The following is a 15,140-nucleotide window of genomic DNA, read 5'->3' as shown; positions in this document are numbered from 1 at the left end:
AGTGAACTATGTATATTTTTATTTTTAAAATAGAACAGTAATAAAGAATGTAACAAGTAAGAGATAAACTTGAAAAAGAGGTTTCAAAGAATGAGTCTTTTCATAAAGAAAGCAATGGATGAAGAAAAGAAAAAAGTATTGAATCAAACTTTAGGAGCGATTGATTTAACTCTTTTAGGTATTGGAGCAATTATTGGTACAGGTATTTTCGTATTAACTGGTATTGTAGCAGCGAAACATGCTGGTCCGGCGATTGTATTATCTTTTGTATTAGCGGCAATTATATGTGCATGTGTAGCTTTCTGTTATGCTGAATTTGCATCTACAGTTCCAGTTTCGGGAAGTGTATATTCATATACATATATGACACTAGGTGAGATTTTTGCATTTATAGTTGGCTGGTGTGTTATGCTGGAGTATTTATTAGCGACTTCTGCGGTTGCAGCAGGCTGGTCAGCATATTTTCAGTCATTGCTACTAGGTTTTAATATTCACATTCCTACGGTTTTTGCTTCAGCACCAGGAATGGGGAAGGGTGGAATCATTGATTTACCAGCAGTTCTTATTATTTTAGTTGTTACATTTTTATTAAGCCGTGGTGCAAAAGAAAGTGCACGAATTAATAATATAATGGTTATTATTAAACTGGCTGTTATTGTAGGATTTATTGTTGTAGGGACACAATATGTAAGACCAGAGAATTGGCAACCATTTCTACCGTTTGGTTTTCACGGTGTGGTAGGGGGCGCTGCTACTGTATTTTTTGCTTTTTTAGGATTTGATGCAGTTGCAACAGCCGCAGAGGAAGTGAAGCGTCCACAACGTAACGTGCCAATTGGGCTACTTGTTTCCTTGTTCATTTGTACCGTTCTATATGTAGGTGTTTCATTCGTGCTAACTGGAATGGTTCCGTTTACGGAATTAAATGTTGCTGATCCGGTTGCATATGCGTTGCGCACTGTAGGAGAAGATAGAATTGCTGGGTTGTTATCGGTGGGAGCGATAGCAGGGCTAACAACAGTTCTGTTAGTAGCTATGTTTGCATTTGTTCGTGTATCTTACTCGATGAGTCGAGATGGACTGTTACCAAAAAGACTTTCAAGTGTCCATAAACGTTTACAAACTCCATTTTTTAATACGTGGGTTACAGGTATACTAGCAGCTTTATTAGCGGGATTAGTGGATTTGAATTTATTAGCTAATTTAGTGAATATGGGAACGATAACAGCATTTGTGTTTGTATCTATAGCTGTCATTGTATTAAGAAAGACACATCCTAATATGAAGAGGCCATTCCGTGCCCCTCTAGTACCTTTTTTACCTATCGTTTCAATAGTAAGTTGTATATATTTGGCATTGAACCTTTCTAAGCTTACTTTAATTAGTTTTGTGGCATGGATTATAATAGGGGTTTTCATATATTTTGTATATGCTAAAAAACATAGTAATGTTAGAAATAGAAATAAAGTATAGTCCATTGAAATAATACTTGTAATGGAAATGAAAACACGCTACTTATTCATATAAGAACAAGTAGCGTGTTTTTTCTATTTAATAATCCCATTTTCTAAAATTTTAATAGTTGGTGCCACTTTCACATTAGCTTTTGAAAAGGCACTCGGCCAATCATCTTCGACTTGTTTCCATTCTTTATATTGAAACGCTCTCGCATAATCACCAAATCCGAATGGATCAAGTTGCTGTTTTTGAATGTTGTGGATTAAATCGTTCAAATCTTTGTTTAGTTGTTTTGTAATAAGAGAAGTTAATTTCTTTCTATCTTTGTCTATATCCATATTGAATGTAAGTTCAGAGACAGCAATTTTCAAATCCATTTTAACATGAAATTTGAAGTGGTTATCGCTATAATCTGTATGGATATCACGATCCATGCTAAGAACATTTATTGTTACGAAATCGCCGCCATCGGTATCTTTTAAATCACTATTACTTTCAACTGAAGTAGAAGGGATTTTCAATGTAAGCGAAACCGGTGTATTCGCTTTCTTTTGTAACAAAAGAAGAAGGGCGCTTTCATAACGATTTAATGACATTTTATAAATTCCGCGAGAAGTTAATAGCGCGGAACCAGTAACGATAACATCCTTTTTACCTTTTTTTATTTCTGAAATAGCAGGTGTTATACCTTTATTAAACGTTTGCCTGTGAAATTCATGGAATGTCGTAAAAACGGTCCGATTGTACAGTTTGTTCGTATTAATTAAATCTGTTAAATACTCGGGAAGGGCAGGCTTATCTTTAAAGTTATTATATATAACTGAAGAAATTGGACCGTCTACTGCAACCATGCGCATGTTTCCAGTGTTTTTAGGATCACGATACCAAACATCAAGGTAAGGCATAGCCCCTTCTTGTTTTAAAAAATTTGTGCTAAATAAAATGAGCTGTAACTTTTCTGTAGATACTAAACCGCCACTTGAACTATTAAACGTTGCTTTTGCTTCTCGAGGTGTACGTACTTTCGCTTCATGTGTTTCGTACTTTTTTTCTACGTCTTCATTAAAAATAGGATTTACGTGGTACACAATTAATTTTCCTTTTGCTTTTGCATCAAAGCCGTAAATTAATGAAATCGATTGTTTTTCTAAGTCGAGTCGATCTCCACAGCCTGTTAAAAAGGTTATGAGAAAGTAAAGTATAGTGAAATGAATAAAGCGCCTCATTTAAACTCTTCTCCTTTTCCAATGCTGATAAAGTGTCATGTATAAGAGAAATACGACCGGGAATAGAAAAACGATAAAATAACTTGCAGTTCCCCAAAATTCTCGCAACGCACTTATTTGGTAAGAGGAAGGGATATAAAAGAATAAGATGAAGATACACCCGAATAATAAACCATAAATAGGTAATGAACTCCTTTTTTTGTTAAGTAATTGATTGATTCCATCTGAAGCAGTAAAAATATAAGGAATGCAAGAATCAAAAATAATAAAGAGATAAAATGACAAAAAGATAATTTCAAATCGCTCAAGAAATGAGAAGTGAAATGGTGTAACAAGAGAAAGAGTCGGCCATAAAAACTTTGTTATACCATCTGGACTAAAATAAACAAAAGAGACAAACGTGACTTGAAGATAAATAAATAGCGTAATCAAATTCGCAAGAACAATCCCTTTTTTTGCAGATGATTTATTACTGAGGTAAGGATAAAGGACGAATGCAAACTCAAATCCGAGAAAGGCAATAATAGTTGATTTTACTGTGTTGAAAACTGGTATCCATCCCTCTTTAAGGAGAGGAAGAAGATAAATCCAATGCCCATCTTTAAGTGGGATAAATAATAGTAATGGCATCCAGAGTGTAAATAAGACAGTAAAAACAGCATAGCGGCTAATAATAAGAACACCTTTACATGCGAGCATTACCATTGGAATAGATAATAGCATCATGATTAAAAACATTGGAGATCTAGGCAAAATCCAAATGTGAATAACGTATAAGAGGGAAAAAATTAAAGAAACCGCTGCAAGAACAGCATATAAAATCCAAAAAATCATTCCTACTCTTCCTAACCATTTTCCAAGATAACGAGTTAGCACATCAAGTAAATGGTAACCAGGATGCTTCTCCATGATTTTTACAATACATAGACTGACTAAAGTAGTGATAGCGCATCCTATAATAATAGACATCCAGCCATCTGTATTCGCCCCTTGGGCCACTTCACGTGGCAGTGTAAGTACACCGAATCCTACTTGAACACCACTAATCGTTAAAATGTATTGAAATAAACTAATCTCCCTCTTTACACGCTTTGTCACTTATCTTCCTCCTTTTCTTCTATATCCGGTTGTCGATTTTCTTGTTTTAAGTTAAGGGATAGTGGTCGTTTCTTCATTAGTTTCCATGGCAAACGCACAAGAACGTCTTTTAAATCCGTAGCAAATGATGGAGAAAAAGGACTACCGTAAGGAACACCAAGTGATTCCATAGAAAGAATATGGATGATGATAACTGACATTCCAACCATAATTCCAATGACTCCGAATAAAGAAGCGATTATCATCATTGGAAAGCGAAGAATCCGAACTCCTGCTGACATTTCCAGATTGGGAATGATAAAAGAAGCGACTGCGGTAATAGATACGACGATAACCATAACATTACTTACGATTCCTGCTTGAACTGCAGCTTGTCCAATGACAATCCCTCCTACGACGCCAATTGTTTGTCCGACGGGACCGGGAAGTCGAACTGCAGCTTCGCGTAGCATTTCAAGTACTAATTCCATCAAAAGTGCTTCTAATATAGGCGGAAAAGGAATTTTGGCTCGAGATTCTCCAATTGTTAACAATAATTTAAGTGGAATTACTTCATAATGAAAGGAAATCATAGCAATATAAAGAGCAGGAGCAAATATTGCAATAAATAGTCCAGTGAAACGAAGGAGTCGTATAAAAGATGGAATCATAGGTCTGAAGCTGTAATCATCTATCGTCTGAAAAAAGGATGAAAAGGTCATAGGTCCTATTAATACGCCTGGTGAGCGATCTACAATAACGGCAATTCGCCCATCTAGAATATGATGTGCTGTTGTGTCAGGGCGTTCAGTTATTGATAATTGCGGAAAGAGAGTAAAGGAATTATCTTCAACAAATCCCTCTAATTCACCAGTAGTAAGAATCGCATCAACTTTTACTGACTCGATACGGGATGCCATTTCTTTTACGACATTTTCGTTCGCAACATCTGCTAGATAAAGCAAAAAAACCTTTGAAGTAGCTCGTTCACCAACAGTGAATTCCTTCACTTTCAATTCGCGATTTGGAATATATCGACGAATAAGTGCAAGGCTGTCGCTCGCTACTTCATTAAATCCTTCGTGTGAGCTTTTTATGGAGCTCTCTGTTGTAGGTTCTTCAATGCTCCTTTTTGGTGCCGCTTGCGTATCAAGCTCTAAAGCGGATAGTTGCCCGTTTATAAATAAAATACTTTTGCCGTGTAAAAGAGATTGTTCAATGTCTGTCCACTGTTGAACTTTTTTAATATCTCCGATAGAAACAGAGGCTTCCCAAAAATCGTCTTCATTCCACTCTTTAAATAAGAGAGGACGAAGAATGTTTACGTTAATAACAGTTTTGTCTACAAGTCCTTCCATATATATAAGTGCAGCTTCCTGTCCGTTTTTTAATGGAAAAGTGCGTGTTATTAATTCTGGAATACCGCTAAACAGTTTGGACAAGTGCTTTAAATTAAGGGAAAGGGAAGAAGAGATAGATTTATTTAATGTGTGATTAGCTTGCTCTTTGGTAGAAAAAGATTTTTCACCACGAATCCATTTATTAAAAGACCCCATTTGTTCGCTTACTCCTTGTTATGTTTTATATGGGTTATTATGGATAGTTACAAGCTGACATATGCGTAGTTTAAATTTTATATTGTATATTTTTAACTTTAACGCTATAATTATAGTGTTAAAGATGGAATCGTGATATGACCTGTTATGAATCTATCGTTTTATTTATGAATAAATGGATTGGTATTTTAGCAAGATGTGCTAATAAACTACTCCACCATGATGATAGCGTGCCAAAAATGTGGTGCGTATATTTTCGTGGTGGAGTTTTTTTATTCTCAAAAAGGGGGAAAGACCATGAATGACAACATGGTTCATATTACAATTGACGGAAAAAAGTATACAGCGGAGCCTGGTTCGACGATATTGGGTGTTATTAATGAGAACGGGATTGAACATCCGCAAATTTGTTACGTGCCAGAAGTAGATCCTATTCAAACATGTGACACTTGTATTGTAGAAGTTGACGGAAAGTTAATGCGTTCTTGTTCGACGATAGCAACGGAAGGTATGAACATTGAACGTGCTTCTGTTCGCGCAAAAGAAGCACAAACAGAGGCGATGGATCGGTTACTAGAAAATCATTTATTATACTGTACAGTATGTGACAACAACAATGGGAACTGTAAACTGCATAATACAGCAGAATTAATGGAAATCGAACATCAAAAATATCCGTATGAACCGAAAGTAGATGTAAGTGAAGTTGATATGACGCATCCGTTTTATCGCTATGATCCTAATCAATGTATTGCATGCGGTCAATGCGTTGAGGTGTGTCAAAACTTACAAGTAAATGAAACGTTATCGATAGACTGGGAAGCGGAACGCCCACGAGTTATTTGGGATGAAGGAGTAAATATTAATGATTCTTCATGCGTTAGCTGTGGTCAATGTGTAACGATTTGTCCTTGTAACGCTTTAATGGAGAAAACGATGCTCGGTGAAGCTGGATTTATGACGGGATTAAAACCAGATATTCTTGAACCGATGGTAGATTTAATTAAAGAAGTTGAGCCTGGGTATAGCGGTATTTTTGCGGTATCAGAAGTGGAAGCGGCCATGCGTGATACTCGTACGAAGAAAACGAAAACAGTATGTACATTTTGTGGTGTAGGTTGTTCGTTTGAAGTGTGGACGAAGGGGCGTAAAATCCTTAAAGTACAGCCATCTTCAGATGCACCAGTTAACGCAATTTCCACTTGTGTAAAAGGGAAATTTGGTTGGGATTTCGTAAATTCTAAAGAACGAATAACAAAACCTTTAATTCGTAAAAATGGAACGTTTGTTGAATCTACATGGGAAGAAGCACTGAATGTAGTTGCAAATAAATTAGGCGCTATTAAAGAAGAGTACGGTAAAGGTTCTATTGGATTTATTTCTTCCTCTAAAATTACAAATGAAGACAATTATGTAATTCAAAAATTAGCTCGACAAGTATTTGGAACGAATAATATTGATAACTGCTCACGTTATTGCCAATCACCAGCAACGGATGGTTTGTTCCGTACAATTGGTATGGGCGGTGATGCCGGAACGATTAAAGATATTGCGCAATCTGGTCTTGTTATTATTGTGGGATGTAATCCGACAGAAGGTCATCCTGTTCTAGCTACACGTATTAAACGTGCACATAAATTACACGGACAAAAGTTAATTGTAGCTGATCTTCGTAAAACCGAAATGGCAGAGCGATCAGATGTCTTTATTAGTCCAAAACAAGGAACAGATCAAGTATGGTTAATGGCTGTTACGAAATATATGATCGATCAAGGTTGGCATGATCAGGAATTTATTAATGAGAATGTAAACTTCTTTGAAGATTTCAAAGAGAGCCTAGAAGAATATACACTTGAATATGCAGAAGAAGTAACAGGTATTTCAAAAGAAACACTTATTCAAATGGCTGAAATGATTCGTGATGCAGATGGTACATGTATCCTTTGGGGTATGGGGGTAACGCAAAATACAGGTGGTTCTGATACTTCCGCTGCAATTTCAAACTTACTTCTTGCAACAGGGAACTATCGTCGTCCAGGAGCAGGTGCATACCCACTTCGAGGTCACAATAACGTACAAGGTGCTTGTGATATGGGTACTTTACCAGGATGGCTTCCAGGATATCAGCACGTTACTAACGAAATGGAACGTGCGAAATTTGAAACTGCTTACGGAGTGAAAATTGATAGTGAACCAGGTCTTAATAATATTGAAATGCTTCACGCAATTGACGAAGGAAAAATGAAAGCAATGTATCTTGTCGGAGAAGATATGGCTCTTGTAGATTCTAATGCAAATCATGTACATGAAGTGTTATCTAGCCTTGATTTCTTCGTTGTGCAAGATGTTTTCCTTTCTAAAACTGCTCAATATGCAGATGTTGTATTACCAGCAGCGCCATCTCTTGAGAAAGAAGGCACTTTCACAAATACAGAGCGCCGTGTCCAAAGATTATATCAAGTTCTTCCTACGCTAGGAGACGCGAAACCAGACTGGTGGATCGTCCAGGAAGTTGCGAATAAACTAGGTGCAAACTGGAATTATAGCCACCCAAGTGAAATCTTTGCTGAAATGGCAAGTTTATCACCATTGTTCTCGCAAGCGAGCTATGAAGTGCTTGAAGGGTGGAACAGTTTCCATTGGGGAAGTTTTGATGGAACAAATACACCACTTCTGTTCCAAGATGGATTTAACTTCCCAGATAAAAAAGCTCGTTTTGCGATTGCTGGCTGGGTACGTCCAGCTGAATTTCCAGCCGAGTTTGACCTTCACATTAACAACGGTCGTATGCTTGAGCATTTCCATGAAGGGAATATGACAAATAAATCAACAGGTATTCAAACGAAAGTACCTGGTGTTTTCGTTGAAATCTCTCCAGACCTTGCAAAAGAACGTGGCGTAAAAACAGGTTCGTTAGTTCGTCTTGTCTCTCCTTTTGGAGCATTAAAATTACGTGCACTCGTTACAGATCGTGTAAAAGCGAATGAGTTATATTTACCGATGAACTCTACAGATAACGAAACAGCAATTAATTTCTTAACAGGTCCTGCTGTGGATGTACGTACGAATACACCTGCGTATAAACAAACGAAAGTACGTATGGAAGTGTTAGAAGTTGACGGCGAAAATCCGATGCCAAAAGCGAACCCACGCAATAAAAAACGTCACCCTCAAGCTGGCATTGAGGTACATCGTAAGTGGGCACGTCCAGGGTATGTGCATTTAACGGATAAGTAGGAGGAGAAAACTATGGCTGCACCTATAAAAATGATTCAAAAACAAGAATTAACTGAGGAAGAAATAAAACAGCAAAAGTTAGATGATTTAAAAGAGCTTCTAACTAATAATGAGGAAGCTCTAAATCAGATGTTTAATATAGTAGGAGAATTAAATGACATTGGAATGCTAGAAGCTGCAAATTCAATGCTAAAAGCGAAAGAACCAATTGCGAAAATTGTTCTAGGTCAAGTAACTCGTGAGCCTGTTACAAATTTAATTAATAATATGATGGGTGCTGCAGGTGCGTTAACTGAACTTGACCCAGAACTTACGAAAAAGCTTATAGGTAGTTTATTAGTCGGACTAGAAGAAGGTAATGAACATCTAGAAAGTAATAAAAAAGTAGGGGTATTCGATCTTATGAAAGTATTGAAAGACCCAGATATTAACCGTGCTATCGGGTTTGGGCTTCATTTCTTAAAAGGTATGGGGAAAGGGTTAAAAGACGAATAAACTTCATGAAGTGAACCTTTCCGCCTAAATATTTGTACGAAATAGTTTGGGCGGAAGGCTCATTTTGGTAAAATATATAATAAAGTAAAATGAGGCTTTTGGGAGGTATGATTGTATGTCAAAAAAAGTACATGAATTTAATGATATGATACGAAAACTTCGAAAAGAACTTTTCGGAAAAGGACCAGAACGAATTCATACTGTTTTTGCAGAAAATATGGCTATAGCGACTCTTTATGGAAACTTAACACCTACTGAAAAATTTATTTCAAGTACGATGGACGGTGCGGAAATGGTTCATATGGCTAGAACGAAAATGATTCAAGAGGTGTATGCTGCGAATTCCCGTGAACATTTGGAGGAACTTGTTGGAGCAAAATTAGTGAATTTGTTTTCAGATATGAAAGTAGAAGAAGATATTGCAGTTTCGGTATTTGTTTTCGATAAAAATATAACGTGAGAGAAGGATACTGATCGTGAAACCGATACAGGTAGAAAGAGAAATCTTTCGTTATGAACAAGGGGCGTTTAAGCATATAGAGGACAGCATTGTAACAGAGTTTCCTGTCACCATTAAAATGAACGGACAGGAGTTTGTTACAATGGTTAGTACTCCAGAATATATAGAAGATATGGTAATAGGCTTCTTAGCGTCTGAAGGAATCATTCGGAAGTATGAAGATATTGATAGTGTATGGGTGCAGGAGAAAGAAGGATTTGTGCATGTAACAACGACAAAAGTAAATCCGTATTATGAACAAATGCAAAATAAACGCTATATTACGTCTTGTTGTGGTATGGGTAGGCAAGGGTTTGTTTTTGCAAATGATGCACTAAGTGCAAAAAAAATGAAGGGTGTCCATGTACAGGTTGCTGCAGAGGATTGTTTTCGGTTAATGAAAGAAATGCAGCAATCTGCGGATACGTTTCATCATACTGGTGGGGTTCATAATGCAGCTTTATGTGATGTGAATGGTATTATTTTAAGTCGAATGGATATTGGTAGGCATAATGCATTAGACAAAATTTACGGTTATTGTTTAAGAAACGATATTTCTATAAAAGATAAAATCATTGTTTTTAGTGGTCGTATTTCTTCGGAAATATTATTGAAAGTTGCAAAAATCGGTTGTGAAATTATACTATCAAAATCAGCTCCAACTGAGTTAGCTTTGCAACTAGCGGAAGATTTAGGTATTACGACAATAGGATTTATTCGTAATCACTCCTTAAATGTATATACCCATCCAGAACGTGTTTTAAATATAAAATAAAAGTGAGGCAATGAAGATGAAATCAGTTACATTAGACAAGTTGCAACGTCCGTTAAAGGATTTACGTATTTCAGTTACTGATCGCTGTAATTTTCGCTGTCGATATTGTATGCCAGAAGAAATATTTGGTCCTGATTACTCGTTTTTGTCTAATGATAAAATTTTATCTTTTGATGAAATTGAAAGGATAACACGTATTTTCGTTTCTTTAGGTGTGAGAAAATTACGGATTACGGGCGGAGAACCGTTACTTCGAAGAGGGCTTCCAAAGCTTATTGAGCGCCTTAATAAAATTGATGGTGTAGAAGATATCGGTTTAACAACCAATGGATCGTTACTTAAAAAGTTTGCTCCTGATTTATATAAGGCGGGACTATCACGTGTAACAGTTAGCTTAGATTCCTTAGAAGAAGAGCGGTTTTTCTATTTAAATGGTAATAGGAGCAAAGTGCAAAGGGTTCTGGAAGGAATACAGGCTGCAGCTGAAGTTGGAATGAAAATTAAAATAAATATGGTCGTTCAAAAGGGAAAAAACGAACAGGACATTTTGCAGATGGCGCAATATTTTAAGGAAAATAAGCATATTCTTCGTTTTATTGAGTATATGGATGTTGGAAATTATAATGGTTGGGATTTAAAAGAGGTCGTCTCTAAACAAGAAATAGTAGATACGATTCATCAAGTTATGCCGTTAGAACGGATAGAAGCAAATTATTCTGGTGAAGTGGCTACTAGGTATCGTTATATAGGAAGCGATGAGGAAATAGGTATTATTTCATCAGTAACAGATTCTTTTTGCTCATCATGTACGAGAGCTCGTATTTCTGCAGAAGGAAAATTATATACTTGCTTATTTGCTTCTAAAGGAAATGATTTAAGGGAATTGCTTCGTTCTGAACATACAGATGAGGACATTACAGATGTAGTACGCGATATATGGAATAATAGGGAAGATCGTTATTCAGATGAACGCTTAAATCATACAAATAAGAAAACAATACCTAAAATTGAAATGTCACATATCGGTGGTTAATATATAAAGCTAGCTTCATAGTGAAAAATGGAAAATTTACAAGAGTTGTGGATTTTCTATTTTATAGTAAAAGTGATGATTGATATCTCTGTAAAAGATGTGCAGAGAAATTAAGCAGCATTCAAAAACCTTTATTTTGAGGAGGTTTTTTGAAGCTGCTTTTTTATTTGGAGAAAATGGAGGAATGGGTAATGGCATTTCATAAGCCGGAACAAATTGCTGAGCTTGTCATTGAGGCCGGTGTTCAAAAAGTAAGACAGACATTGCCAGCGATGCTTATTCTCGGTTTTTTAGGAGGAGCGTTTATTGCGATAGGTTTTTTACTTAACATTCGAGTTTTAGGGAATTTACCTGAGCGCTGGGGAAGTCTAGTGAATGTTTTAGGAGGAGCAGTATTTCCTGTTGGACTCATGCTCGTAGTATTAGCAGGAGGAGAATTAATTACGGGAAATATGATGTCACTGTCTATGGCGCTTTATGCAAAGAAAATTACATTGATAAGCGTACTGAATAACTGGGTTTGGATTACTCTCATGAATTTTATTGGGGCAATTTTCGTTGCGTATTGCTTTGGGCATCTTGGCGGATTAACAGAGGGAGAGTATTTAAATAAAACGGTAGCGATAGCGGAAGGGAAGTTACATGAATCATTTGGGAGAACTTTAATTTTAGCAATTGGTTGTAATTGGCTCGTTTGTCTTGCTCTTTGGCTCGCTTACGGGACGAGTGATTTTGTCGGAAAAATCATCGGAATTTGGATTCCAATTATGGCATTTGTAGTGATTGGATTTCAGCAAGTAGTAGCAAATATGTTTGTCATTTCCGCTGTTATTTTTGCTGGTCATCTAACGTGGATGGATCTGGCTAAAAATTTTGTTCCTGTTTTTATCGGAAATGTAATTGGAGGAGCTGGGTTTGTTGGTTTTGCTTACTTTGCTTGTTATCAGAAACAACATTCTAATATGAAATAGAGTTCTTGAGAGGAAGGGTATGTAATGGCTGATCGGTATTCACGACAACAGTTGTTCAAACCAATTGGGAGTAAAGGACAAGAAAAAATTCGAAATAAACATGTGTTAATTGTAGGGGCAGGCGCATTAGGAAGTGCAAGTGCCGAAAGTTTCGTACGTGCAGGTGTTGGCAAGTTGACGATTATTGATCGTGACTACGTTGAATGGAGTAATTTACAAAGGCAACAATTGTACTCTGAACAAAATGCGAGAGAGAAAATGCCGAAAGCAATTGCTGCAAAAAATCGGTTAGAACAAATTAATTCGGAAGTACAAATACATGCTTTCGTAATGGATGCAACTTCAGAAAATATGGAAGGTCTATTAAAAAATGTAGATGTAATCATTGATGCAACAGATAATTTTGATATTCGATTTGTAATAAATGATTTATCACAAAAACATAATATTCCGTGGGTATATGGTTCTTGCGTTGGATCGTATGGTATGAGTTATACAATTATTCCACAAGAGACACCGTGTTTACATTGTATGCTTAAAAATATTCCTGTTACAGGTGTGACATGTGATACCGCTGGAATTATTAGCCCTACTGTTCAAATCGTCGCAGCATATCAAGTGGCAGAAGCACTCAAAATTTTAGTGGAAGATTTCTCAGCAATTAGAAAAACATTTTTCATGTTTGATATATGGAGTAATCAAAATCATTTTATAAAATTAGGGAAAATAAAAACAGACGCTTGTCTCTCATGCGGTTCAAATCGAACTTATCCTTATTTATCATACGAAAACCAAACGAAAGCAGCTGTTTTATGCGGAAGAAATACAGTTCAAATTAGAACAGTAGACAATAGGAAATACAATTTTGATGATATAGAAAAAGTATTAAAAAAATTGGGGAAAGTAGATCGGAATCCGTATTTACTATCTTGCCGATTCGATGATTACCGCATCGTTGTTTTTCAGGATGATCGTGTTTTTATTCATGGTACAAATGATATTTCGAAAGCGAAACAACTATATTATCGCGTATTCGGTTAATAGAGAGGGTGTCAATAATGGAAAGAAGAGTGCCAATTACGGTTGAAGAAGCTGTTCGTAAAGTGATGGGGTTTGCTGATAAAGGCTTAAAGGAGCTATTACCAATTGAATTAGCTTATGGACGTATATTAGCAGAGGATTTAGTAGCTGACCATGATGTGCCGTCATTTAATCGTTCGCCGTATGACGGATTTGCTATTCGAGCAGAAGATACTAATTTAGCAAGTTATGAAACGCCAATTGTATTTGAAGTAATGGGTGAAATTGGCGCAGGATCGCTATTCCATGAGAAAGTAGGTCCGTTTCAAGCAGTTCGAATTATGACGGGAGCACAAATTCCGAATGGGTGTGATGCGGTTGTTATGTTAGAGCTGACTCGTCAATATGAGAAGAATGGCAACAATTATATGGAAGTGAAGCGATCATTCAAAACGGGCGACAATATTTCTTTTCAAGGTGAAGATGCTCGTAAAGGAACAGTTCTTGCAAAGAAGGGATCGTACATTAATCCAGGTATTTCAGCTCTTCTTGCTACATTCGGTTATAGTGAAGTACCAGTTGCGAGAAAGCCTGTAATTGGACTGTTAGCGAATGGGAGTGAATTACTGGATGTCAATGATTCATTACAGCCAGGGAAAATCCGAAACAGTAATACGTACATGATATTGTCTCAAATTCGAAGAGCGGGCGGAAGAGTAAAATATTTTGGGAAGTTTAGTGATGATTTTAATACGTGTTTTACAGCTGTGAAAGAAGCGCTTGGCCAAGTAGATATGTTAATTACAACGGGCGGTGTATCAGTAGGAGATTATGATTATTTACCAGCTATTTACGAAAAGTTAGGTGCATCTGTTCTTTTTAATAAAGTTGCAATGCGACCAGGAAGTGTTACGACTGTAGCACAATTAAATGGCAAGTTATTATTTGGTTTATCAGGAAATCCATCAGCTTGTTACGTAGGGTTTGAATTATTCGTAAGACCGTGTATTCGGACGTATATGTTTAGTGAAAAAGTACATTTAAAAAGAGAAAAAGCGTTATTAGGAGAAGATTTTCTAAAACCGAATCCATTTACAAGATTTGTACGAGCAAAATTGCAATATGATGAGGGGAAATTAATCGCTTATCCATCAGGGTTTGATAAATCTAGCTCAGTTTCTTCATTGGCAGAATCCAACGCGTTTATCGTATTGCCGGGCGGGACAAGAGGATATAAAAAAGATATGTTTGTCGATGTTCTTTTATTAGAAGATAACGAAGGTAGTGAATGGCCTTGGACATTTCATAAAGTGAGAGGTGGTTTTAATGGAACAAGTGCTATTTGAGATTGTAGATAATCCGATTTTAGTTGAAGAAGTAACGAATAAAGTCGCAAGAAGAGAAGCAGGTGCGATTACAACATTTATTGGTACGGTGAGAGAATTAACAAAAGGAAAACGAACGCTACATTTAGAGTATGAAGCATATAAACCGATGGCAGTAAAACAACTTATGAGAATTGGAGAAGAAATTTGTGAAAGATGGCCGGATACAAAAGTAGCAATTACGCACCGTGTAGGGCGGCTAGAAATAATGGATATTGCGGTAGTCATTGCAGTTTCATCACCGCATCGTAAAGTAGCTTATGAAGCGAATGAGTACGCGATTGAACGTATAAAACGAATTGTTCCAATTTGGAAAAAAGAATTTTGGGAAGATGGAACGATGTGGATTGGAGATCAACTTGAAAATACACCATATCCAGAAGGAAAACCAAAGAAGGAAGAATGAGA

The 15,140-nt window shown here is 36.6% G+C and carries 13 protein-coding genes; 10 read left to right on the top strand and 3 right to left on the bottom strand.

Annotated features, from left to right (window positions below; translation table 11 throughout):
- Positions 1 to 90 precede the first annotated feature (90 nt).
- Positions 91 to 1,473 carry an APC family permease gene (locus ABWK52_RS13610; protein ID WP_000051665.1) on the top strand — a complete coding sequence of 461 codons (1,383 nt, stop codon included), beginning with the start codon at positions 91 to 93 and terminating at the stop codon, positions 1,471 to 1,473.
- Positions 1,474 to 1,547: 74 nt separating this feature from the next.
- Here the strand turns inward: ABWK52_RS13610 and gerSC are convergent, their stop codons facing one another.
- The 3 genes from gerSC to ABWK52_RS13595 are packed head-to-tail and all read right to left on the bottom strand — an operon-like array spanning position 1,548 to position 5,317.
- On the bottom strand, positions 1,548 to 2,684 hold the full coding sequence (gene gerSC / locus ABWK52_RS13605; protein WP_001252211.1) for a spore germination protein GerSC: 1,137 nt from the start codon (positions 2,682 to 2,684) through the stop codon (positions 1,548 to 1,550).
- A complete protein-coding gene (locus ABWK52_RS13600) occupies positions 2,685 to 3,782 on the bottom strand; it encodes an endospore germination permease (protein ID WP_097796147.1) in 1,098 nt (365 codons plus the stop codon). It abuts the gene before it with no gap.
- Positions 3,779 to 5,317 carry a spore germination protein gene (locus ABWK52_RS13595; RefSeq protein WP_098294648.1) on the bottom strand — a complete coding sequence of 513 codons (1,539 nt, stop codon included), beginning with the start codon at positions 5,315 to 5,317 and terminating at the stop codon, positions 3,779 to 3,781. Before ABWK52_RS13595 ends, ABWK52_RS13600 begins: the two co-directional genes overlap by 4 nt.
- Before the next feature lie 297 nt (positions 5,318 to 5,614).
- On the opposite strand from ABWK52_RS13595, the gene fdhF reads away from it, so the two are divergent.
- From fdhF to moaE, 9 genes are all read left to right on the top strand, one after another.
- On the top strand, positions 5,615 to 8,554 hold the full coding sequence (gene fdhF / locus ABWK52_RS13590; protein WP_098542285.1) for a formate dehydrogenase subunit alpha: 2,940 nt from the start codon (positions 5,615 to 5,617) through the stop codon (positions 8,552 to 8,554).
- A gap of 12 nt (positions 8,555 to 8,566) precedes the next feature.
- The gene (locus ABWK52_RS13585; RefSeq protein ID WP_000729897.1) at positions 8,567 to 9,049 is read left to right on the top strand and encodes a DUF1641 domain-containing protein; all 483 of its coding nucleotides are present in this window, start codon (positions 8,567 to 8,569) and stop codon (positions 9,047 to 9,049) included.
- A gap of 115 nt (positions 9,050 to 9,164) precedes the next feature.
- The gene (locus tag ABWK52_RS13580) at positions 9,165 to 9,509 is read left to right on the top strand and encodes a DUF2294 domain-containing protein (RefSeq protein WP_000039582.1); all 345 of its coding nucleotides are present in this window, start codon (positions 9,165 to 9,167) and stop codon (positions 9,507 to 9,509) included.
- Between the two features lie 16 nt (positions 9,510 to 9,525).
- Positions 9,526 to 10,323: a formate dehydrogenase accessory sulfurtransferase FdhD gene (fdhD, locus tag ABWK52_RS13575; RefSeq protein WP_098542287.1), complete on the top strand. Its 798-nt coding sequence runs from the start codon at positions 9,526 to 9,528 to the stop codon at positions 10,321 to 10,323.
- 16 nt (positions 10,324 to 10,339) lie between these two features.
- Positions 10,340 to 11,356 (top strand): GTP 3',8-cyclase MoaA, encoded by a 1,017-nt coding sequence (gene moaA, locus ABWK52_RS13570; protein WP_000844124.1) that lies wholly within the window; start codon positions 10,340 to 10,342, stop codon positions 11,354 to 11,356.
- 191 nt (positions 11,357 to 11,547) lie between these two features.
- Entirely contained in the window at positions 11,548 to 12,327 is a 780-nt protein-coding gene (locus tag ABWK52_RS13565; RefSeq protein WP_000863998.1) for a formate/nitrite transporter family protein, read from the top strand.
- Between the two features lie 24 nt (positions 12,328 to 12,351).
- Positions 12,352 to 13,368, top strand: a complete 1,017-nt coding sequence (locus tag ABWK52_RS13560; RefSeq protein ID WP_098281433.1) for a molybdopterin-synthase adenylyltransferase MoeB — start codon at positions 12,352 to 12,354, stop codon at positions 13,366 to 13,368.
- A gap of 17 nt (positions 13,369 to 13,385) precedes the next feature.
- Positions 13,386 to 14,693, top strand: a complete 1,308-nt coding sequence (locus tag ABWK52_RS13555; protein WP_098542289.1) for a molybdopterin molybdotransferase MoeA — start codon at positions 13,386 to 13,388, stop codon at positions 14,691 to 14,693.
- Positions 14,674 to 15,138: a molybdopterin synthase catalytic subunit MoaE gene (gene moaE / locus ABWK52_RS13550; RefSeq protein WP_000438664.1), complete on the top strand. Its 465-nt coding sequence runs from the start codon at positions 14,674 to 14,676 to the stop codon at positions 15,136 to 15,138. Before ABWK52_RS13555 ends, moaE begins: the two co-directional genes overlap by 20 nt.
- The last annotated feature ends 2 nt before the right edge of the window (positions 15,139 to 15,140 follow it).

Source organism: Bacillus sp. AP50 (assembly GCF_040492675.1).
In the GTDB taxonomy this organism is placed as follows: domain Bacteria; phylum Bacillota; class Bacilli; order Bacillales; family Bacillaceae_G; genus Bacillus_A; species Bacillus_A cereus.
This window is presented reverse-complemented; position numbering and strand designations above follow the sequence as displayed.